Source organism: [Clostridium] scindens ATCC 35704, from assembly GCF_004295125.1.
GTDB lineage: Bacteria > Bacillota > Clostridia > Lachnospirales > Lachnospiraceae > Clostridium_AP > Clostridium_AP scindens.
The window spans coordinates 3,589,168-3,611,377 of sequence record NZ_CP036170.1 but is presented as its reverse complement, the minus strand read 5'-3'; the positions used below and the strand labels follow the sequence as shown (position 1 = coordinate 3,611,377).

At 47.6% G+C, this 22,210-nt stretch carries 24 protein-coding genes; 22 read left to right on the top strand and 2 right to left on the bottom strand.

Features of this window, described 5'->3' with window-relative positions; all coding sequences use genetic code 11:
- Window positions 1-3: 3 nt before the first annotated feature.
- The 16 genes from uvrA to HDCHBGLK_RS18395 all read left to right on the top strand — a co-directional run bounded on the left by uvrA (window position 4) and on the right by HDCHBGLK_RS18395 (window position 18,379).
- A complete protein-coding gene (gene uvrA / locus HDCHBGLK_RS18470) occupies window positions 4-2,847 on the top strand; it encodes an excinuclease ABC subunit UvrA (RefSeq protein WP_004605422.1) in 2,844 nt (947 codons plus the stop codon).
- A gap of 140 nt (window positions 2,848-2,987) precedes the next feature.
- Entirely contained in the window at window positions 2,988-3,977 is a 990-nt protein-coding gene (mreB, locus tag HDCHBGLK_RS18465) for a rod shape-determining protein (RefSeq protein ID WP_004605423.1), read from the top strand.
- Window positions 3,977-6,187 (top strand): SF1B family DNA helicase RecD2, encoded by a 2,211-nt coding sequence (gene recD2, locus HDCHBGLK_RS18460; protein ID WP_004605424.1) that lies wholly within the window; start codon window positions 3,977-3,979, stop codon window positions 6,185-6,187. The genes mreB and recD2 overlap by 1 nt, the downstream gene beginning before the upstream one ends.
- A complete protein-coding gene (locus HDCHBGLK_RS18455) occupies window positions 6,184-6,906 on the top strand; it encodes a ComF family protein (protein ID WP_004605425.1) in 723 nt (240 codons plus the stop codon). Before recD2 ends, HDCHBGLK_RS18455 begins: the two co-directional genes overlap by 4 nt.
- A gap of 57 nt (window positions 6,907-6,963) precedes the next feature.
- Window positions 6,964-7,359 (top strand): hypothetical protein, encoded by a 396-nt coding sequence (locus HDCHBGLK_RS18450; RefSeq protein WP_004605426.1) that lies wholly within the window; start codon window positions 6,964-6,966, stop codon window positions 7,357-7,359.
- The gene (locus tag HDCHBGLK_RS18445; protein ID WP_004605427.1) at window positions 7,360-8,496 is read left to right on the top strand and encodes a hypothetical protein; all 1,137 of its coding nucleotides are present in this window, start codon (window positions 7,360-7,362) and stop codon (window positions 8,494-8,496) included.
- A 26-nt stretch (window positions 8,497-8,522) separates the two neighbouring features.
- Window positions 8,523-9,407 (top strand): diadenylate cyclase CdaA, encoded by an 885-nt coding sequence (gene cdaA / locus HDCHBGLK_RS18440; RefSeq protein WP_004605428.1) that lies wholly within the window; start codon window positions 8,523-8,525, stop codon window positions 9,405-9,407.
- Window positions 9,385-10,647 (top strand): CdaR family protein, encoded by a 1,263-nt coding sequence (locus HDCHBGLK_RS18435; RefSeq protein ID WP_004605429.1) that lies wholly within the window; start codon window positions 9,385-9,387, stop codon window positions 10,645-10,647. The genes cdaA and HDCHBGLK_RS18435 overlap by 23 nt, the downstream gene beginning before the upstream one ends.
- 29 nt (window positions 10,648-10,676) lie before the next feature.
- Window positions 10,677-10,940, top strand: a complete 264-nt coding sequence (locus HDCHBGLK_RS18430; protein WP_004605430.1) for an HPr family phosphocarrier protein — start codon at window positions 10,677-10,679, stop codon at window positions 10,938-10,940.
- A 205-nt stretch (window positions 10,941-11,145) separates the two neighbouring features.
- Window positions 11,146-11,496 carry a LytTR family transcriptional regulator DNA-binding domain-containing protein gene (locus HDCHBGLK_RS18425; protein WP_004605431.1) on the top strand — a complete coding sequence of 117 codons (351 nt, stop codon included), beginning with the start codon at window positions 11,146-11,148 and terminating at the stop codon, window positions 11,494-11,496.
- 111 nt (window positions 11,497-11,607) lie between these two features.
- Window positions 11,608-13,131 carry an amino acid adenylation domain-containing protein gene (locus tag HDCHBGLK_RS18420; RefSeq protein WP_039909341.1) on the top strand — a complete coding sequence of 508 codons (1,524 nt, stop codon included), beginning with the start codon at window positions 11,608-11,610 and terminating at the stop codon, window positions 13,129-13,131.
- Entirely contained in the window at window positions 13,124-14,374 is a 1,251-nt protein-coding gene (locus tag HDCHBGLK_RS18415) for an alanine racemase (RefSeq protein WP_004605433.1), read from the top strand. The genes HDCHBGLK_RS18420 and HDCHBGLK_RS18415 overlap by 8 nt, the downstream gene beginning before the upstream one ends.
- A gap of 2 nt (window positions 14,375-14,376) precedes the next feature.
- Window positions 14,377-15,375, top strand: coding sequence for a hypothetical protein (locus HDCHBGLK_RS18850; protein WP_004605434.1), 999 nt, complete (start codon window positions 14,377-14,379; stop codon window positions 15,373-15,375).
- A gap of 30 nt (window positions 15,376-15,405) precedes the next feature.
- A complete protein-coding gene (locus tag HDCHBGLK_RS18405; protein ID WP_004605435.1) occupies window positions 15,406-15,633 on the top strand; it encodes an acyl carrier protein in 228 nt (75 codons plus the stop codon).
- 16 nt (window positions 15,634-15,649) lie between these two features.
- A complete protein-coding gene (locus tag HDCHBGLK_RS18400) occupies window positions 15,650-17,176 on the top strand; it encodes an MBOAT family O-acyltransferase (protein WP_009249179.1) in 1,527 nt (508 codons plus the stop codon).
- Between the two features lie 327 nt (window positions 17,177-17,503).
- Window positions 17,504-18,379, top strand: coding sequence for a hypothetical protein (locus HDCHBGLK_RS18395; RefSeq protein WP_004605438.1), 876 nt, complete (start codon window positions 17,504-17,506; stop codon window positions 18,377-18,379).
- 44 nt (window positions 18,380-18,423) lie between these two features.
- Here HDCHBGLK_RS18395 and HDCHBGLK_RS18390 read toward each other — a convergent pair whose 3' ends face one another.
- Both HDCHBGLK_RS18390 and HDCHBGLK_RS18385 read right to left on the bottom strand, forming a co-directional pair.
- The gene (locus tag HDCHBGLK_RS18390; protein ID WP_039909352.1) at window positions 18,424-19,146 is read right to left on the bottom strand and encodes an ImmA/IrrE family metallo-endopeptidase; all 723 of its coding nucleotides are present in this window, start codon (window positions 19,144-19,146) and stop codon (window positions 18,424-18,426) included.
- A 13-nt stretch (window positions 19,147-19,159) separates the two neighbouring features.
- Window positions 19,160-19,489, bottom strand: a complete 330-nt coding sequence (locus tag HDCHBGLK_RS18385) for a helix-turn-helix domain-containing protein (protein WP_004605440.1) — start codon at window positions 19,487-19,489, stop codon at window positions 19,160-19,162.
- Between the two features lie 203 nt (window positions 19,490-19,692).
- Here HDCHBGLK_RS18385 and HDCHBGLK_RS18380 point away from each other — a divergent pair, with 203 nt between their 5' ends.
- The 6 genes from HDCHBGLK_RS18380 to HDCHBGLK_RS19110 all read left to right on the top strand — a co-directional run bounded on the left by HDCHBGLK_RS18380 (window position 19,693) and on the right by HDCHBGLK_RS19110 (window position 22,170).
- On the top strand, window positions 19,693-19,923 hold the full coding sequence (locus HDCHBGLK_RS18380; protein WP_004605441.1) for a hypothetical protein: 231 nt from the start codon (window positions 19,693-19,695) through the stop codon (window positions 19,921-19,923).
- Window positions 19,924-20,012: 89 nt separating this feature from the next.
- Complete coding sequence (locus HDCHBGLK_RS18375; protein ID WP_004605442.1) at window positions 20,013-20,438, top strand: hypothetical protein; 426 nt, start codon at window positions 20,013-20,015, stop codon at window positions 20,436-20,438.
- A gap of 68 nt (window positions 20,439-20,506) precedes the next feature.
- Window positions 20,507-21,016 carry a hypothetical protein gene (locus HDCHBGLK_RS18370; protein WP_004605443.1) on the top strand — a complete coding sequence of 170 codons (510 nt, stop codon included), beginning with the start codon at window positions 20,507-20,509 and terminating at the stop codon, window positions 21,014-21,016.
- Window positions 21,017-21,038: 22 nt separating this feature from the next.
- Window positions 21,039-21,425 (top strand): DUF6673 family protein, encoded by a 387-nt coding sequence (locus tag HDCHBGLK_RS18365; RefSeq protein ID WP_004605444.1) that lies wholly within the window; start codon window positions 21,039-21,041, stop codon window positions 21,423-21,425.
- A gap of 5 nt (window positions 21,426-21,430) precedes the next feature.
- Window positions 21,431-21,997 carry a bacteriophage Gp15 family protein gene (locus HDCHBGLK_RS18360; protein WP_004605445.1) on the top strand — a complete coding sequence of 189 codons (567 nt, stop codon included), beginning with the start codon at window positions 21,431-21,433 and terminating at the stop codon, window positions 21,995-21,997.
- Window positions 21,994-22,170 (top strand): hypothetical protein, encoded by a 177-nt coding sequence (locus HDCHBGLK_RS19110; protein ID WP_004605446.1) that lies wholly within the window; start codon window positions 21,994-21,996, stop codon window positions 22,168-22,170. The genes HDCHBGLK_RS18360 and HDCHBGLK_RS19110 overlap by 4 nt, the downstream gene beginning before the upstream one ends.
- The last annotated feature ends 40 nt before the right edge of the window (window positions 22,171-22,210 follow it).

The window sequence follows — 22,210 nt, the reverse complement described above, 5'->3', positions numbered from 1 at the left end:
GTAATGACCGAAAAGAATTCAAATAGACAGTTTATTAAGATCAGGGGAGCCAACGAACACAACCTGAAGAATATTGATCTGGATATCCCCAGAAATGAATTAGTGGTATTGACGGGCCTAAGCGGTTCAGGCAAGTCCTCCCTGGCCTTTGATACGATCTATGCGGAGGGGCAGAGAAGGTACATGGAGTCCTTGTCATCCTATGCAAGACAGTTCCTGGGACAGATGGAGAAGCCGGACGTGGAGAGCATCGAGGGACTTTCACCGGCCATATCTATTGACCAGAAGTCCACCAACCGGAATCCCCGCTCCACGGTAGGGACGGTGACGGAGATCTATGACTATTTCCGGCTGCTCTATGCAAGAATCGGAATTCCTCACTGTCCGCAGTGTGGGAAAGAGATCAAGAAACAGACGGTGGACCAGATGGTGGATCAGATCATGGAACTTCCAGAGAAGACGAAGATCCAGCTCCTTGCCCCGGTAGTGCGGGGAAGGAAGGGAACCCATGCAAAGTTGTTTGAACGGGCTAAAAAGAGCGGTTATGTCCGTGTGCGGGTGGATGGGAACTTGTACGAATTATCAGAAGAGATCGCGCTGGATAAAAATATCAAGCATAACATAGAGATCATCGTAGACCGTCTGGTGGTTAAGGAGGGCATTGAGCAGAGGCTGACGGATTCCATCGAGGATGTGCTGGCCTTGGCAGAAGGGCTATTGATTGTGGATGTCATTGGCGGGGAGCCGATTAACTTCAGCCAGAGTTTTGCCTGCCCGGACTGCGGGATCAGCATTGATGAGATCGAGCCGAGAAGTTTCTCTTTTAACAATCCCTTTGGCGCCTGCCCAGAATGTTTCGGACTGGGCTATAAGATGGAGTTTGATGAGGACTTGATCATCCCGGATAAGAATCTGAGCATCAGCGAGGGCGCTATCACCGTCATGGGATGGCAGTCCTGCACGGATAAGAAGAGTTTTACCTATGCAATCCTGGACGCGCTCAGCAAAGAGTATAAGTTCTCTCTGGACACTCCTTTTAAAAAGTATCCGAAGAAAATTCATGACATTATCATCAACGGAACCGGCGGCAAGGAAGTGAAGGTGCATTACCGGGGCCAGCGGGGAGAAGGCGTCTATGACGTTGCCTTTGAAGGCTTAATCCGTAATGTGGAGCGCAGATACCGGGAGACGTCTTCCGTGACGTCCAAGACAGAATACGAAGAATTCATGCGTATCACGCCCTGCCATGAGTGCGGCGGCCAGAGGCTGAAGCCGGGAGCGCTGGCAGTTACGGTGGGCGGGAAGAATATTGCGGAGGTTACGGCGCTTTCGATCGAGCGTCTCCAGAAGTTCCTGAACCGCCTGAAGCTGAACAAGCATCAGATGATGATCGGAGGGCAGATACTGAAGGAGATTAATGCGAGGATCCAATTCCTGATGGATGTGGGCCTGAACTATCTGACGCTGTCACGGGCAACCGGAAGCCTGTCGGGCGGAGAAGCGCAGAGGATCCGTCTCGCTACCCAGATCGGCTCCGGCCTGGTGGGAGTGGCATATATTCTGGATGAGCCAAGCATCGGCCTGCACCAGAGGGATAATGACAAGCTGCTGGGAACATTGAAGCATCTGAGGGATCTGGGCAATACGGTGGTAGTCGTGGAACACGACGAGGACACTATGCGCGAAGCCGATTATATTGTGGATATCGGACCAGGAGCCGGAGAACACGGAGGAGAAGTCGTCGCCCAAGGGAATGCAGAAGAGATTATGGCGAATAAGAATTCCATAACTGGCGCATACCTAAGTGGGAGAATTCAGATACCGGTGCCCAAGGAGCGGGCAAAACCTACCGGATGGCTGAAGGTGATCGGAGCCAGGCAGAACAATCTGAAGAATATAGATGTGCAGTTCCCGCTGGGAGTGATGACTTGCGTGACAGGCGTTTCCGGCTCCGGGAAAAGTTCGCTGGTCAACGAAATCCTGTACAAGCGTCTGGCAAAAGAACTGAACAGGGCCAGGACCATTCCTGGCAAGCACAAGGATATCAAAGGAATCGAGCAGCTGGATAAAGTCATTGACATCGACCAGTCTCCCATCGGGCGCACGCCCCGCTCGAATCCGGCCACGTATACCGGGGTATTTGACTTGATTCGGGACCTGTTCGCCGCTACGGCAGATGCCAAGGCGAGAGGCTATAAGAAGGGACGCTTCAGCTTTAATGTCAAAGGCGGCAGGTGCGAAGCCTGCAGCGGAGACGGGATTCTGAAGATCGAGATGCATTTCCTGCCGGATGTCTATGTCCCTTGCGAAGTCTGCAAAGGCAAGCGTTATAACAGGGAGACGCTGGAGGTCAAGTATAAAGGAAAAAGCATCTATGACGTGCTAAATATGACGGTGGAGGAAGCGCTCCATTTCTTTGAGAATGTTCCCAGCATTCGCAGGAAGATGGAGACGCTCAATGATGTGGGGCTGTCATACATCCGCCTGGGGCAGCCGTCCACAACCCTGTCGGGAGGGGAGGCGCAGCGGATCAAGCTGGCAACAGAGTTGAGCAAGAGAAGCACGGGAAAGACTATATACATCCTGGATGAACCTACGACAGGACTGCATTTTGCAGATGTGCATAAATTGACGGAGATTCTGCGCAGGCTGTCTTCCGACGGCAACACAGTCATCGTCATCGAGCACAATCTGGATGTAATTAAGACCGCGGACTATATCATCGACATCGGTCCGGAAGGCGGAGATAAGGGAGGCACCGTTATTGCCCAGGGAACACCAGAAGAAGTGGCTGCAAATCCTGCATCCTATACAGGAAAATATATCGACGCTATGCTGCGGCGATAAAGGCGGTTCACAAAGAATTAAGGAAAAAGGGGGTTTCCATTTTTCGGAAATTTGATTATAATGAAACGTGCACATAAGATGCGTTTAATTGGAGAAACAAATGATAATCAAATAGATAGCATAATGAAAGGGGAATAAGGATGTCAATAGATATTGGAATTGATTTGGGTACCGCCAGCGTTCTGGTATATGTCAAGGGCAAGGGCGTGATCTTAAAAGAGCCGTCCGTGGTAGCATTTGACAGGGATACCAATGCAATTAAGGCAATCGGCGAGGAAGCACGCCTGATGCTTGGAAGGACGCCGGGCAACATCGTGGCCATCCGGCCGCTGCGCCAGGGCGTGATCTCAGATTATACGGTTACGGAGAAAATGATAAAGTACTTTGTGCAGAAAGCCATGGGCAAGCGTACATTCAAGAAGCCGCGGATCAGCATCTGTGTGCCAAGCGGCGTGACGGAAGTGGAGAAGAAAGCGGTGGAAGAGGCGACCTATGCAGCCGGAGCCAGGGAAGTCAATCTGATCGAGGAGCCGGTGGCTGCCGCGATCGGTGCGGGAATCGACATCTCTAAGCCCTGTGGAAATATGATCGTTGACGTTGGCGGAGGAACTTCCGATATCGCAGTCATTTCCCTTGGAGGAACGGTGGTAAATACTTCCATCAAGCTGGCGGGGGATGATTTTGACGAGGCCATCGTGCGCTATATGCGTAAGAAGCATAATCTTCTGATTGGAGAGCGTACGGCTGAAGATATCAAGATTAAGATCGGCACGACCTATCCCCTGATCGAGGATGAAGCCATGGAAGTAAGAGGCAGGAATCTGGTCACGGGACTTCCAAAGACCGTTACAGTTACTTCATCCGAGACGGAAGAAGCGCTTAGGGAGACCACGGGACAGATCGTGGAAGCTGTGATCAGCGTGCTGGAGCGGACGCCGCCGGAACTGTCTGCCGATATCCTTGACCGTGGAATCATGCTGACCGGCGGAGGAGCGATGTTAAGAGGTCTGGAAGAACTAATCGAAGAGAAGACCGGAATCAATACAATGACTGCCGAAGATCCGATGAAGGTGGTAGCCATCGGAACCGGCCAGTTTGTAGAATTCATGGGTGGGCGAAAAGATTTTTAATGGATAGTATAAAAGGATATGTAGAACACATCGTATACCGTAATGAAGATAATGGGTATACGGTATTTAATTTGAATAATGATGACGGCGAGATGACCTGCGTCGGAAACTTCCACTATATTGAGGAAGGCGAACTCTTAAAATTACAGGGAGAGTATACGACCCATAAACTGTACGGACTGCAGTTTAAGGCAGAGGCATCCGAAGTCTGCGAGCCGGAGGACTTGGTTTCCATTGAGCGGTACCTGGGATCCGGAGCGGTGAAAGGGATTGGCGCAGCCCTGGCTGGAAGGATTGTAAAAAAGTTTAAGCAGGATACTTTCCGCATCATCGAGGAAGAGCCGGAACGCCTGGCTGAGATCAAAGGAATCAGCGAGCGCAAGGCCCGGGAGATTGCCACTCAAGTAGAAGAAAAGAAGGACATGCGCCAGGCAATGATCTATTTGCAGAAATACGGAATATCGACGACTCTGGCAGCAAGGATATACCAGCATTACGGGCGGAGCGTGTACCGTGTCATAGAACAGAATCCTTACCAGATAGCCGACCATGTGCCTGGCGTGGGGTTTAAAACCGCTGATGAGATTGCATCCAAGGTCGGAATCCATACCGATTCCGACTATCGCATCCGCAGCGGTATTTTCTATACCCTTTTACAGAGTGTGAACGAAGGTCATGTATATCTGAGAAAAGAAGCGCTGACCTACCGCGCCAGCCAGCTTCTGGAAGTGGAAATAAAGGATATCGAGAAGTATCTGATGGATCTGGCCATCGAGAAAAAGATTGTGATGCAGGAATCCAAAGAAGGCATGAGAGTCTATGCTTCTCACTATTATTATATGGAAATGAATGTGGCGAAGATGCTCCATGATCTGGATGTCGCCTGCGAAGTGGCGGAGGCCAGCATGATGAAAAGGCTTCAGGCTATTGAAGAGAACACCGGCCTATACCTGGACGACATGCAGCGCACAGCGGTAATGGAGGCTGCCAGAAGAGGCATCGTGGTACTTACTGGAGGCCCGGGAACGGGAAAGACTACAACCATCAATGCCATGATACATTTTTTTGAGAGCGAGGGGCTGGATATCCGTCTTGCGGCTCCCACGGGCCGGGCAGCCAAGCGGATGACCGAGGCCACCGGATATGAGTCCCAGACCATCCACCGTCTTCTGGAAGTCAGCGGAAATCCAGAAGATGAGACGGTCAATGGATTCGGGCGCAATGAAGAGAATCCGCTGGAAGCGGATGTGATCATTATCGACGAGATGTCCATGGTGGATCTTCCGCTTATGCATGCCCTGCTGGGAGCCATCGCCCCGGGAACGCGGCTGATTCTGGTGGGGGACAGGAACCAGCTTCCAAGCGTGGGGCCGGGAAGCGTGCTGAAAGACATTATTGATTCTCAATGCTTTCCGGTGGTGATGCTGACCAAGATCTTTCGCCAGGCAGGAGAAAGCGACATCGTGGTGAATGCCCATAAGATCAACCGTGGGGAAGAAGTCGTGCTGGATAATAAGAGCAGGGATTTCTTTTTCCTGAAGCGGCAGGATGCCAATGTCATCATCAGCGTGGTTATCACTCTAATTCAGAAGAAACTGCCCAAGTATGTCAATGCCCAGCCATACGATATCCAGGTGCTGACCCCAATGCGCAAAGGCCTGCTGGGAGTGGAGCGGATGAACCGTATCCTGCAGGAGTATCTCAATCCAGCGGAGGCGGGGAAGACAGAAAAAGAATATGGAGACCGCCTGTTCAGAGAAGGGGATAAGGTCATGCAGATTAAGAACAATTACCAGCTGGAATGGGAAGTAGCCACCAAATATGGCATGACCATTGACAAAGGCATGGGAATCTTTAACGGGGATATGGGAATCATCCGGGAGATCAATACCTATGAAGAGACGGTGATTGTGGAATATGATGAAAAAAGAATGGTAAAGTATCCCTATGCTTTACTGGATGAGCTGGAACTGGCATATGCCATTACCATACATAAATCACAGGGGAGTGAATATCCTGCGGTGGTCATACCACTTCTGCAGGGACCTAGGCAGCTGTACCACAGGAATCTTCTGTATACGGCTGTTACAAGAGCAAGGCAGTGCGTGACTCTGGTGGGAAGCGATTCGGTATTCCAGGAGATGATACGCAATACCAATGAGCAGGACCGCAATACCAGCCTTGCACAGCGAATCCAAGAATTACAATGACAATCTTACGAAAAATCTATGAAACTGCCCTCCGCTGGCTCTGGCCTGAAATATGCCCATTCTGTGGCAAGGCAAGCAGCCGGGGAATCTGCGGTGTCTGCCGGAAAGAACTGGAAAAACTGAAGATCCAAGAGCCAAGATGCAAAAGATGCGGCAAGCCGATTGCCCGTATGGAGAAGGAATATTGTCATGACTGCTCGCATACACATCATCATTATGACAGCGGTCTTGCGCTCTGGCTTCATGGAAAGCCGGTCAGCACGTCTATCTATCAGTTCAAGTATCACAATCAGAGAAATTTTGGAATCTGGTATGCCAGGGAAATGGCGGAGCAATTCGCTCTATCCATCAGAAGATGGGATCCGGACCTGATCATTCCGATTCCACTGCACAGTACTCGAAAAAGAAAAAGAGGCTACAATCAGGCACAGATCGTTGCCTGCGAACTTGGCAGGAGGATGGGGATGCCGGTAGACGCAACCAGTCTTTGCCGGAGGATACCTACAAGCCCGCAGAAGACGCTGGGCCATAGGGAGAGAAAAGCAAACTTAAGGAAGGCCTTCGCACTGGGACGCGGGTTTGTTCCGGTGCCAACCGTACTGCTGGTTGACGATATCTATACCACTGGAAATACTATGGATGCGGCGGCAGATATTTTGAAGAGGGCGGGGGTTGAAAAAGTCTATTTTTTGACTATAAGTATTGGACAAGGGTACTAATATTTGTTATACTGAAAATGATGTTTAAATGACAGTGACAACATTTTGAGGTGGATTATGTTAGACGAAAAAAAAGTGAAGCTTATGACCCGTCTTGCTTTCTATGAACAGACGCAGGGAAAGGAAGATTTCAAGGTCAGCGCATATTACAGAAAAGATTACGCAAGCATGCATGGCATATGCTCTTTCCTCTGGGTGACGTTTGGCTATGCGTGCGTGGTAGGGCTGGCTATGCTGGCAGGAATGGAGCAGTTGCTTTCGAAGATGTCAAACGGGCTTGTCGTAATGCTCGCGGTGATTATTCTGGCTGGCTATGTATTCCTGGTGGTTCTGTATACCGTGATATCCAGCCATATCTATAATCAAAAGCACAGGGATGCCAGACAAAGGGTGAAGAAGTATAACCATGATCTGACAAGACTGCTAAAGATGTATGAAAAGGAGAATAGATAGATGGATAGTATTTATGTGCTTCGTGGACGCCTGCAGGAGATATATGGGAGAAATTCCAAGATATTCGATAAGGCGCTCCAGTTTATCCTGGCTGTAGTAACATTTTCAGTAATTAACCATAATGTAGGTTTTATGAAGGCCGCGGCATCGCCGGTTGCATCCCTTGCCCTGGCAGTCATCTGTACCTTCCTGCCGCTGATGGTTACCGTCGTAATGGCAACGGTTCTGATACTGGCCCATATGTTTGCCGTATCCTTAGGAACCTTGGCGGTTACGGCAATCGTATTTTTGATCATGTATATCTTCTATTTAAGGCTGACGCCGAAGATGGCCCTGATTGTGCTGCTGACGCCACTGGCTTTTGTGCTGAAGATTCCATACGTCATTCCCATTGCGTGCGGTCTGGTGGCAGCTCCGGTCAGCCTGGTTGCCATTGCATGTGGAACGATCGTATTCTATATGATGGAGTATGTGAAGAAGTCGGCTGCTGCCATTGAGGGGGCAGGCGCAAAAGGAATGCTGACCCAGGTTGCCAATTATGCCAAGCAGGTTTTCCAGAATAAAGAGATGTGGGTTATCATCGTGGCATTCATCATCTGCTTCTTTGTGGTATATACTTTACGCAGACAGTCAATGGATCATGCCTGGAAGATTGCCATCATCGCGGGGGCAATAGCCAGCATCATCGTAATCGCGGTCGGCGACATCGCGCTTGGCGTACATACTTCCTATGGAGCCTTGATCGGAGGAAGTATTGCGGCCGTTGGGATCGGGCTTGTGCTGGAATTGTTCTTCTTTACGGTGGATTATGCAAGAAGCGAGAATCTCCAGTTCGAGGATGATGAATATTATTATTATGTAAAAGCAATCCCTAAGGTCTCCATCTCCACGCCGGAGAAGACGGTGAAGAGAATCAATGAAAGGCAGGAGACTGAGATCATCAATACCGAAGAGGTGCGCAGAAAATCAGGGAAAGGGCAGGGCAGGAATGCAGCAGCGCCGTCCCAGAAGAAAGCGAAAGCGCCAAGGAGGCCTTCCGCAAAGAAGGGACCGTCAGCAAAGAAGCATGATATGAGGGAAGTAGATAAGATGCTTCTGACCCAGAGTCTTCGAAAAGACCTGGATTTAAAAGATTAGAAGCATAGAAAGAAGGAGGTGAAAGAATGGAACAGCAGATCACCAGATTTGCGGGAAAATATGTCACAGGGTTTTATTTCCCGGAGATTCACCTGACCGATGTGATTGAAGTATTGATCCTTACCTTCCTGATATATCAGATCATGGTCTGGATTAAAAACACGAAGGCGTGGATGCTTCTCAAGGGAATCATCGTGCTTGCTGCATTCATTCTTTTAGCCGCCATATTCAAGATGCATACCATATTGTATCTTGCCAAGAATGCCGTAACGGTTATGGCGACGGCAGCAATCGTGGTATTCCAGCCGGAACTAAGGAGGGCCCTGGAGAAACTTGGTGAAAAGAAGTTTCTCAGTTCCGTGGTGCCTTTTGAGACTAACAGGGAGAAGGTGCGTTTCAGCGAGGAGACAAGAGAGAGTATCGTAGAAGCAGCCTTTGTGATGGGTAAGGCTAAGACCGGCGCGCTGATCGTCGTTGAGCAGGCGATCCGGCTGACAGAGTATGAAAGTACAGGAATCCAGATGGACTGTCTTGTTTCCAGCCAGGTTCTGATCAATATATTTGAGCACAATACGCCGCTGCATGATGGAGCAATCATTATCCGGGGAGACCGGATCGTATCGGCTACCTGCTATCTGCCGTTGTCGGATAACATGGGCATCAGCAAGGACCTGGGCACCAGGCACCGGGCTGCAGTGGGAATGAGCGAGGTAAGCGACGCGCTGGTAATCGTGGCGTCGGAGGAGACGGGCAAAGTGTCCGTGGCACAGGGAGGCCAGTTGTTGCGCAATATCAGCCAGAAAGATTTGAGGGAAAAATTAGCGAGCATTCAGGATAAAAAGACGGAAGTCAATAAAATAGCGGCATTATGGAAAGGAAGGCATAATCATGAAAAAAAGACTAATGGATAATCTTGGTCTTAAGATATTAGCCTTTCTGATTGCCGCTTTTATGTGGCTTATCGTGGTTAATATCGACAATCCGGTGACGGATAAGACCTTTTCCGGCATTCCTGTCACGGTAATGAATGAAGAGATTGTAACGGACAACAACAGAACCTACCAGATTATAGACAATACCCAGGAAGTAAGCGTTACCGTAACTGCCAAACGTTCTGTTCTCAATAATATCAAGGCAGATGATATTAGGGCAGTTGCAGATATGAAGGAACTGACTTTGGGAACCCAGGTTCCCATTGAAGTGACGATACCGGGCTACAAATATGAAAAGGCCTACTCGACGCCGCGGAATCTGCAAGTACAGATCGATGATGAGGCAAAGAATAATTTCCCTATCACTCCGACTACCACCGGTACGGTGAGGGAAGGATATATGGTAGGAGAGATGACGGCGAATCCGGAGAAGGTTACCTTAAGAGGACCTAAGAAGGTGATCAACAGCATCAATAAGGTAGTGGCTGAAGTAGATGTCTCAGGATTATCCGAGAATTCGACCCTTGAGGCAAAACTTGTACTGTATGACGCGAATAATAATGTGATTGACCAGACGCTGCTGGCGAATAATCTGGGCAAGGATGGCGTCAGCGTAGAAGTAACTCTTTATCAGATCAAGAGCATACCTGTTAAACTGGATACTTCCCAGGTAACTGCAGCGGAAGGCTATAAAGTAAGCGGAATTACCGTTGAGCCTCAGGAAGTCCGGGTATCCGGGGAGAAGAAGGATCTGGCGGGACTGACCGAGATTGATGTCCCGGCGGAGGCGCTTAAGGTATCCGAACTGACCCAGAGGACGGAAAAGACGGTAGATATCTCATCCTATCTGCCAGAAGGAGTCACCCTGGCAGATGAGAATGCCAGCAATGTGGTGGTATCCATTTCGATCGAGCAGCCGGGAGCGAGGATATTTGAAGTCTCGACCAGTTCCATCATGGTCAACAACCTTGCCGATGAGCTGCAGATAAGTTATGACAGCACAGTAGATCTGGAGATACAGATCAAAGGTCCCAGCGCGGTTCTGGATGTGTTCTCCATAGCAAAGAAGGTGAGCATAGACTTGAAGGATTATACGACGCCTGGGACTTATCGGGTACCGGTAACCGTGGAACTTCCGGATGGGTGCTCCCTGGTAAATGAAGTCAGCGTAGAGGTGGTTTTGGAAGAAGCGGATTCCAATGCTCCTGCTGGTGAATAGTATAGCAAGAAGGATAAACGGAGGAGATTATGGTTAGGCAGAAAGTTACAATTATTAACCCCACCGGACTACATCTTAGGCCTGCTGGAATATTTTGCAATATAGCCAGCAGTTTTAAATGCAAGGTGACGTTCGAGTATGACAATACGGCTGCAAACGCGAAGAGCGTTCTAAGCGTGCTTGGCGCCTGTATCAAAAAGGGCGACGAGATCGAACTGGTATGTGAAGGGGAAGATGAAGAAGCGGCGTTAAAGGCAATGGTGGAAGCCATTGAGAGCGGATTGGGCGAATAGGGAAGACTGTCGGAAGGCGGCCTGTGCATATGCATAGGCCGCCTATTATGATGTTTTCATACTACAAAATGCGACAAAATTTTACATAATATGAAAAGTCGACCTGTTTTAGGGAGATGTATAGTATTTTATATATGGTATACTAATAAGGTTTCTTAGTGTAGGGCAGCTAAAGGAGTGAGCAGCAACGGAAGAGTACAAGCACATGTATATTATGAGCGAGGATTATTTATGGATGAAAGTATCGCTGAAAGATATCTACTATTTTGAAACCATTAAATCCTCCCACTATTGCAAGGTCGTCCATAAAGAAGGCACAGGCAAGATCCATGCGGATGTAAAGCCTTTGTATGAGAAGGTCGCGCCCTATTTTTTTCAGACAAAATCATCTACGCTGGCGAATCTGGATCTGGTCCGGAAAGTAGATACCAGAAACCGGATTCTTTATTTTGAAGAAAACATATTCTGTACTTACGCGCAGCGTTTGGGCAGGGAACTGAAAGAAAAACTGGAACTCTATAATTACAGAAGTTATAGGAAAAAGGCCAATGAATAAGGCCTTTTCCGCCGGATAATTATTAAGATTTTATGGATGTAATAGACATTTTCTCCAGTATCGTATAAACTAGATAGCATATCAAGAATGTTATATAATCAGGGGGAAAATATGATTCGAAATATATTAGAGTATCTGGAACGATCTGAAAGCAGGTATCCTGACAAGACAGCTTTTGCGGATGAAGGGGCATCTTGCACCTATGCGGAACTTAAGATGAGGGCAAGGGCCGTGGGAACCTGTCTTGCACAGAAGGTAAGCCCCAGGATGCCGGTTCCCGTATTGATGGAGAAGAGCGTAAATGCGATCTATTCCTTTATGGGCGCGGTATATGGTGGCTGTTTTTATGTGCTCCTGGATCCGAAACTGCCGTCCCAACGGCTGAGGCAGATCCTGGACACACTAAAGGCCAGGGTATTGGTGGCTGATTTAAAGTATAAAAAGCAGTTGGATGGCTTGGGCTTTGAAGGAGTGGTCATAGATATAGAAGAGGCATTAAAGACGCAAGAAGCCCCCGTACTTTTGGAGCAAATCAGAAGCCAGAGGCTTGACATCGACCCGCTTTATGCCAACTTCACTTCCGGTTCTACAGGCATTCCAAAAGGCGTGGTGGTAAGCCACCGGTCAGTCATTGACTTTATGGAAGATTTTACGCAGATCTTTGGAATTACCGACAGAGATGTGATCGGAAATCAGGCGCCATTTGATTTTGACGTATCGGTAAAGGATATCTATTCCACCCTAAAGACAGGCGCTGCCATGCAGATCATTCCCAAGAAACTCTTTTCGTTTCCCACGAAACTGCTGGACTATCTGGTGGAACGGGAAGTGACTACCTTGATCTGGGCCGTCTCCGCGCTGTGTATCATTACGACGCTGAAAGGGTTCGAGTACAAGGTGCCCTCCAAGGTAGACAAGGTAATCTTCTCCGGCGAGGTAATGCCCGTAAAGCATCTGAACGAGTGGAGGCGGTACCTGCCGGATGCCAGGTATGCCAACGTTTACGGTCCTACGGAGATTACCTGCAACTGTACGTATTATAAGATTGACCGGGAGTTTCAGCCAGGCGAGAACCTGCCGATCGGCCAGCCGTTTCCCAATGAGAAGGTGTTTCTTCTGGATGAGGAAGACCGTCTGGTTACAGAGCCTTCCAAGAAAGGGGAGATCTGCGTATCCGGCACGGCGCTCTCGCTGGGGTACTATAATGATCCCAGGCAGACGAAGGCTGCGTTTATGCAGAATCCTCTGAATGGGCAGTATCTGGAGCCAATCTACCGGACGGGAGATCTGGGCTACTATGGGGAAGACGGGTATCTGTATTTTGCATCCAGGAAAGACTACCAGATTAAGCACATGGGCCACAGGATCGAACTGGGAGAGATCGAGACTGCCTTGGAGCGGGTGGAAGGAATGAGGCGCGGGTGCTGCATCTATGATGAAGAGAAGAACAAAATCGTGGCATTCTATGAAGGAGAACTGGAAAAGCGCCAGATTGTCAAAAGCCTGGGGACAGCTTTGCCGGCATTCATGGTGCCGAATGTATTCATAAAGATGGATCGGCTTCCGATTACAAATAATGGGAAGATCGACCGTAAAGGGCTGAAAACGCAGTATAAGGAGGGATTGCATGGATAGAGATATATTAAGGCAGATTGCCGGAAAATATGAGACGCCGTCCTATGTATTCCATATCGATGAGTTGAAAAAAAGAATCGCCATGATCCGGGAAATTCTTGGAGGAAAGGCAAGCCTCTGCTATGCCATGAAGGCCAATCCGTTTCTGGTAAAGCCTTTAAAGGACGTGGTTGACAAATATGAAGTCTGCTCTCCGGGGGAGTTTGGCATATGCGAGACTTGCCAGATTCCTATGGAACGGATCGTGCTCTCCGGCGTATATAAGGAGGAGAAGGACATTGCCCATGTTATGTGTAATTATAGGGATAAGGGAACCTATACCATAGAGTCTGCCAGTCATCTGGAACTTCTGGAACAATGCGCCTGCAAGGAAGGCATCCGTATCCGGGCCCTGATCCGCGTGACCAGCGGCAACCAGTTCGGGATGGATGAGGCAGAGATCTGTCGGATCATAGAGCGGCGAAACGAGTATTCCCATGTAAATATCATAGGCTTGCAGCATTATTCCGGAACCCAGAAAAAGAAACTGGCAAAAATTAAGAAGGAACTGGAGCATCTGGATGAATTGATAACAATGCTGAAAGAATCCTATGGATACGAAGCAGAAGAATTGGAGTATGGTCCCGGATTCTATGTGCCGTATTTTTCTACAGACGAAGAGGCTGATGATGAAGCCATGCTGAAGGAGTTTGCAGGATTTCTTTCAGAACTTCGATTCCAGGGAAAGATTACTTTGGAAATGGGCCGGTATCTGGCTGCTTATTGCGGCTGCTACCTGACCGCCATCGTGGATCAGAAGGAAAATATGGGACAGAAGTACTGTATCGTGGATGGAGGCATCCATCACCTGACCTATTTTGGACAGGCTATGGCAATGAAGCGTCCTCATTATCGCCAGTATCACGAGGAAGAGGGCAGATATGAAGAAGTATCTGTGGACAAAGAGCAAAAAGGCATTAAGCAGGAGGATTTTAGTCAAAAGGATGTAACGGAGTGGAACGTATGCGGCTCGCTGTGTACCGTCAATGACGTGATTGTGAAGAATCTGCCCTTGCAGCAGGCGAAGATTGGAGATATACTGGTATTTGAGCGTACGGGGGCCTATTCTGTGACGGAAGGCATGTATCTGTTCCTGAGCAGGGATCTGCCGCAGGTCCTGTTCTATTCAAAAAGCGAAGGCATCAAAGTGGCAAGAAGACGCCGAAGTACGGACGAGATCAATTGTATAGAGGCAGAACAATAGACATGAAAAGTAAAAAAAGATGTAAAATTATAAGGATCATCCTGTTCCTGGCTATCTGCGCGGTACTGTCCGGATGCCTGAACTGGATTACCATGCCGCCTAACGTGGTGTGGATGAATCTGCACAAAGTGAAAGAGGAAGGGCCTTTTGATTATCTATTCATCGGCACCTCCCATGGACAGTATGGGATCAGCCCCGGGAAAGTCGACGAGGTGACAGGAAAGAAGAGTTTCAACCTGTGCATGGCAGACGAGTATCCGGTGGATACTTATTATCTGATGAAGGAAGCCTGCAGAAAGCATAAGCCGGAGAAAATCATCTATGAACTGGATCCATCTTACTGGATTCTGGACCAGAGACTTGGCTCTACGTCCATTTTCTTTTATAAGGAGTTCCCATGGTCGCTAAATAAGGCAGAATACTTTGTAAATAAGATCATGGAACTGGAATTCAGGGGAACGCTCTTTCCCTGGAGTTACTATAAGAATAACCTGATGCAGGCCAAAGAGACGGCTAAGAAGAAGCTTAGCTCCGCATATCAGTCGCATGACCCGAAGATCCTGGACGTGCCTGGCGGCCATTATGCGGACAGAGGATTCCTCTATCAGGACAAAGCCGAAGGGGCGGATAAGGGAACTTTCAATAATGTCCCTTGGGATGAAGGACAGATACGTCCGGCAGCGCTTGCGTATTTCAGAAAAATGGTTAGATTCTGCAAGGAAGAGGGAATCGAGCTGGAAGTGATTACTCTGCCGGTCCCTGCGGACACGATAGCGAATATGCCGGATAGCTTCCGGCAGTCGGATGCATATTTTAAAGCCCTGACCAAGAAATATCAAGTCCCGTACAAGAACTTTAATTTTGACGATGGACTGAACATCGATCGGAGCATGGAAGGCTACTGGGATTATGACGGCCATATGTATGGCGAAGAGGCAGAAAAATTCAGCGCAGAGCTGGGAAAATATCTGTCTGAGAAAGAGACAAAAAAAGAAAACTAAAAGGAAACGATAAAATAGGAGAGAAAGAATATGGAAAAATTATTGGAAATCTTAAATGACATCCAGCCGGATGCAGACTATGAGACCTGTACCACATTGATTGATGACGAAGTGCTGGACTCATTTGCGATCCTGTCTATTGTGGGAGAATTGGAAGAAGCATTTGACATCGAGATCACGCCTGTGGATATCGTGCCTGAGAATTTTAACTCGGCACAGGCGCTGTGGGATATGGTACAGCGTCTTCAGGAAGCCTAAATAGCGGAGGAGAAACATGTCCCTTATATCAATGGAATTCCTGATATTTGTGGGAATCGCGGTAATCGGTTACTATCTGATTCCGAAAAGATTCCAGTGGATATGGCTGCTGATCTTCAGTTATATCTACTATGCATCATCGGGAATCAAGATTCTGTTCTTCCTGCTCTATACCACCATCACCACTTACGGGACGGGAAGACTCTTAGATCGGGTGAACCACAAAGAACTGCCCAGGAATGAGGCGAAGTCGAGAAAGCGGAGAATCCTGATCGGGTGCCTGCTGCTGAACTTCGGCATGCTGGCGGTCTTAAAATATACCAACTTTGCGATTGAGAATGTAAACGCTATATTCCATGCAGGAATCTCGTTCCAGAAGTTGATCCTGCCGCTTGGAATCTCGTTCTATACATTCCAGTCCATGGGATATATCATCGACGTATACTGGGGAAAATACGAAGCCGAGAAGAATCCGTTCCGATTTGCCTTGTTTGTATCTTTTTTCCCCCAGCTGCTGCAGGGGCCCATCGGCAGATTCGACAGGCTGGCCAGGCAGCTGTATGAACAGCATTCCTTTGATCTGTTGAAGGCCCAGTACGCGCTTCAACTGATGTTATGGGGATTCTTCAAGAAACTGGTGCTGGCAGACCGGGCAGCAGTGGTGGTAAATCAGGTATTCCAGAATTATACCCAGTATTCCGGCGTGACGAATATCGTTGCCGTCCTGATGTATTCCATCCAGCTGTATATGGACTTTTCCGGCGGCATGGATGTAGTCATGGGTGTTGCCGCGCTCTTTGGCGTAGAACTGGATCAGAACTTTAAGCGGCCTTACTTTGCAACGTCCATCACAGACTTCTGGCATCGCTGGCACATTACGCTGGGGACCTGGATGAAGGACTATATCTTTTATCCGGTGTCTCTGTCTAAATGGATGGGCAAGTTCGGCAAATGGTCCAAAAAGGCCTTTGGCAAGAAGACCGGGCGGGTGGTTCCCATCTGCGTTGCTAATATTATCGTCTTTCTGGTCGTTGGCATCTGGCACGGCGCCGCATGGAAATACATTGCCTATGGCCTGTATAACGGCCTGATCATCGCGATCAGCAGCCTGCTGGCCCCACTTTACCGCAAAGGTTTCGAGAAGTTCCATATCAATCCCAAGTCCGGGGCCTGGCATGTCGTACAGATCCTTCGGACCTTCCTGCTGGTGAATATCAGCTGGTACTTTGACATGGCTGTCAGCCTGTCGGCCGCATTTGCCATGATGAAGAGCACGGTGACAGGGTTCAGCCTTGCCACGCTTACGGACGGCTCTCTGATGATGCTGGGACTGGACAAACTGGATTATATGATCCTGGCGATGGGCTGCCTGGTGGTATTCCTGATCAGCTTCTTAAAGGAGAGGGGAATTCAGATCCGGGAAAGTCTGGGAAGGAAGCCTTTGGTGATTCGGTGGGCCGTGTATGGGATGCTGGTGTTCGGGATTCCCATGTTTGGGTATGTGATGACCACCACGGGCGGATTCATCTATGCGCAGTTTTAGATTTCGAATATTTGCAAGGAGCAGGTGCTTAAAACCTGCTCTTTTTGATGCTACAAAATGTTGTAAACTTTGCTGATATGTTGAAATGTTCTGCTGGTCATATTCACCAGGCTTGTCAGGCATACCAGGAAAAAGGATTGCCTATATTAGAGAAATATGCTACAGTAATCTCACAAATCTTATTTCTAAAATATCTATATAATCCTATCTGACGTTCGTCAGGATTATCCGATTTGTAATTCAGACAGAAATGTGGTGATGCCTATGAATGAATCCGACCAATAACCTTGCAAGAGAAGATAAAATTAAATATAATGGAGGTACCAGATGACAGATAAGGTTTTACAATGGCATCCGGGATTCTGCGCAGCATTGCAGATTGAATTACAGGAAGAATCCGGGAATCTGGAGTTCTATCCGGAGTACGAATTAAGCAAGAAGCCGATGCGTATAGACACATTGATTGTAAAGAAAATGACCGATTCCCCGGTACGCAAGAATATTGGGAGAATTTTTCGGAAGCATAACCTGATTGAATATAAAAGTCCGGGGGATTATCTGAGCATCAACGACTTTTATAAAGTTTACGGATACGCTTGTTTTTATCAGTCAGATACGGAGAAAGTTGGAGATATTCGGATGGAGGAGATTACCATAACCTTTGTGTGCAGCCACTATCCAAGGGAGATGCTAAGAATCTTAGAAGAGGAGCGGAAGATTGCCATAAGAAAGGTCGAGAATGGAATCTATTGGCTGGAAAATGAGTTCCTGCCGATTCAGATTATATTAAACCATGAACTTTCCAGTGATGAGAACAGATGGCTTAATAGCCTCAGGACGGATATAAGGGCAGATCAGGAGACAGACCGGCTGATTAGGGACTATAAAGCGCATAAGGATTCGAAACTATACCAGGCGGTAATGGATCTGGTAGTCCGGGCAAACCAGAAGGCGATGAAGGAGGCGAGAGATATGTTGTGCGATGCATTAAAGGAGTTATTTGCCGAAGAATTAGAGGAAGAAGCCAAAAAAAGAGAACAAAAAAGTGAGAGAATAGGTGAAAGGAGGGGTGAGAGAATAGGTGAGTTACGTCTTTCAGAATTAATCCATAGGCTACTTAATGAGAATCGTTTAGAGGATATAAGAAGGGTCAGTGAAGACGAGTCATACCGGGCTTCGATGTATCAGAAATATGGATTATAAAACAAACGGCTTTTCCACAATTCAAAGTGTGGAAAAGCCGTTTTCTATTCCCCATACAGCCAGCGGTTCAAGGCTCCTTTAAACTGCCGATCGCTATCTCTGTCCCAGGCATCTTCCGTTCCGAAAGCAGGAATATATTCTGGTAAAGCAGTCAACTGGCATCCGCATTCCTGACGATTGTATAGTATTCTGCCGCAGGAGGGGCATCTACGGATATTCCAGACGAACCGTCTTGCGGATGAATGGTAAAAGTGCTGGTACATCTGCTGGTCCAGCGTGGTCATGGAATAGCGGGCAACCCTTGCGTGCCATTTCTGATAGTCGGCAAATGCATTGGAAGCGGCCTCGTAGGAAAGTTCAAAAATATGTGCCACATCGGAAGCAGAATGGCAATGGGCGTAGTGAATTGCAATGCGCGGAGCCAGAAGATTGCTGGCAAAGGCATTGGCTTCCCGCTCATTCCGGGAAGAATTCCCTACATGTGCAAAGACATGGTGGCCCAGTTCATGCATCAAGGAAAAACGGCTTCTTCCGGCAGGCTTGTCCTGATTGTAGGCAATGATGCCGGTGCATCCATCTTGAAATGCATCGTCGGAATAGCCCATGCACATCTCATACAATTCATTATTTTTCATTTTTAATTCCTTATAGGTGTATACCTTATATCCATAGTGCCTGAGCAGACTGCAGCAGTCCACCGGAAAAGAGCGCACTTTGCACTCCTGAAACACTTCTAAAGTTGCGGCGATAATCTTTGTATCAGCCAATAAAACCAGTCCTTTATGAATCAATTTCGGACAGCAGTTTGATCAGGCGCATCTTCTGTTCTGTGGAAAATTCCTTTCCATTCCTTGCGATCAGATGTTCCACATCTTCATAAGTAGGCTCGTATTCTTTGACAGGGGTACCCTTTGCCATTGCCTCCAAGTCTTTCATCTCGATTCCCAGATTCCGGCATATTAGGTTGACATTGTTGACGCTGGCGCGTCCTACGCCGTTCTTAATGATTCCATATAAGGTTGTATAGGGCATGCCACACTTGGCAGCGAAAGACTTCAGATTATAGCCCTGTTCCTTGATCAACTGTTCCAGGATTCTTGCTTTATCCATAATTCCACCTCATTTTATACTCTTTCCAAGGTATATAGATTCATTATATACTCTTGAACATATTTTGTAAATGATAAAATTCGGAAAACCGAATAAATACGGAAATCAAAATTTATCGTATTGACATAATACGAAATAAAGAATATAATCAGGTTAACAAATTCGGAATTACGAATTTGAATAATCTTGGAAAGGAGTAAAAAATGCTGGTTTATCAAAATCTGCTTGAGGCAATGAAAACAGAAAAAGTTACATTTCTGCAGATGGGAAAACTTCTGGACTGTCAATATCAGACGGTCAGCAGCATCGTGAACGGTTCTACCAAAAAGGGATTCTATTATGAGGATGCATATAAGATCCACAAGACCCTGTTTAAAAAGTACAACTTCCGATGGCTGTTTACAAGATATGACCCATCACCTGATCAGAACTGATGTTCGATAAAAACAATATAGCATTATGTAACTGGAGAGTCAATTAGCAATATTGCCAAAAGTAAAAAGCATGATACGGAGGTGGTGAGTTGGCGCAGGAAAAGACGATTTTGGAAAGCATACGGGAATATCTGACGACCTGTCCGGTGTTTAGCGGAAGCGTTATCCATAAGGATTATCTTCCCGATGGAGAAGGCTATTCCGTTAATACGGCAAAAGGAGAGCCAGTTTATAAGAAGTATGCGGATGGAAAGGTACTGAAACAGTACTGGTTTACCGTAACTATGAAAGCGTTGGATACAGAAGACGCAAGCCGTACGGTTGACGGCATCGGGAACTGCCAGTATCTGGAGGAATGGCTCGAGAAGCAGAGCCTGGATGGAAGCCTTCCGGAAATGGAAGGAGTCACGCCGGTCAGAATCGACACGGTAAAAAGCGGATACCTGGATTCCAGGGAAGCCGGATACGTGAAGTATCTGATGGAATGCAGGATGGTCTATCTTGACAACAGATAGGCGTATGTAAAAATGGCGGACAGCCGAAAGACAGCAAAAATATTTTAAAAGTAGAAGGAGAGAGAATTATGACAAACAATCAGAAATTAGTAGGAAGACACAAGAGACTGGCCTTTATGAAGGTAGGAACAGAAGGAACTTATGACAGGATTACCGGATTCACCTCATTGATCGAGGGCAAAGAGGCAAAGGAATACGCACGCCAGTATATCGATGAGGCAACGGAGAGGACTGACGTAGTCGGTTATGCTACCGGAATCGAGTATGCATTTGACCGCTATACCAACAATGCAGTACATGAAAAGATCGCCAATATTACAGACGACGAGCTTCTGGGTGTAGACGCGCAGGTAGAGATCGTAAGCGTGGATGTATTCGAGGAAAAGGCAGGAGGCAAATATCCGGCCAGAAAGCGTACATACAGCGTAGTTCCTGATACGACAGGAGACGGCACGGATGCCCTGATCTACAGCGGAAACTTTAAGGCTGTATCTGAAATCGTAAAAGGATACTGCACAACGACAGATAAATGGCAGACATGCACATTCGTAGAGGGTGAGATCCCGGCAGAAGCCTAAGAGAAAGAGAGGAATCAGTTAGATGAGTTTGTGGAAATTCGGAACATTTGAACAAGAGATTGACTTTACAGATGCGGACTTCATGGACGCCCTGGAGGAAGCCCAGGAGCAGTTGGTCATCCAGAGCAAGGAAACCCCAAAGGTGGGAAAGAAAAGCGACATTATCCGCGCGCAGGTAGACTGTTTTGCCCAGTTCTTTGACCATATATTTGGCCCGGAAACCAGTGAAAAGATGTATGAAGGAAGAGTCAGCCTGGAACTGGCGATCCAGTCAGCAGAATCATTTTCCAGGTTTGGAGAACAGGAAGGCAGACGGATGGATCAAAACTATAGCAAATATTATGTAAATGCGAACCGTAATACGCAGCAGAGGCAAGGCGGCCAGAAAGGGCAGCATCATAACAGGTGATTCCTATGAACCCTTTATATGAAAGGTTTCCTGACTATGTGGAAGTCAGAGGCAAGCGGTGCCGCATTGTGACAGATTTCCGGGAATGGATCAAACTGGTAGAACTTCTGGATGACGAGGGAGTTCCCGGCAGAAAGAAGGCAGAACTCTTATTGCAGTGGTATATCGACTGTCCGGAAGATACGGAAGAAGCAATATATAAACTAGGAGAGTTCCTGGCAGGCAATGTGCTTTACCCTGAGCCAAAGAAGACTGATTCCTCAAAAAGCGAAAGCGAGCCGGTGTTTTCATACACCGAAGATGCCGGCTGCATCTTCGCTGCTTTCCTGGAGTACTATGGCATTGACCTTGAACGGGTGAGGTACATGCACTGGTGGAAATTCCTGATTCTATTCGAAGGCCTGCCGGAGCAGGCGGAGATCAAGCAAAGAATGATGTACCGCAAAGCAGATCTGAATTCGATTAAAGACAAGGAAGAAAGAAAGCGGGTAAAAGAAATCAAGAAACGGGTCGCGCTCCACAGAAAACAGGGCAACGTATCCGATTATGAGATAGGAGAATTATTCTCATGACAAAGCAGATTGAAAAGGTGCTGAAGATTCCGGTTGTGCGGAAATGGTACCGCTGCCCCAATCAAGAATGCGGGCAGAAACTATTGATATATGACAACACCGCACAGTGCAGCGGAGTGTATATCCGATGCAAGAAGTGCGGAAGAGAGGTAGAAATCAGAATAAAAAATTAGAAGAAGACATATGTGAGCCAGTGAGCCGTGTTAATCAAGA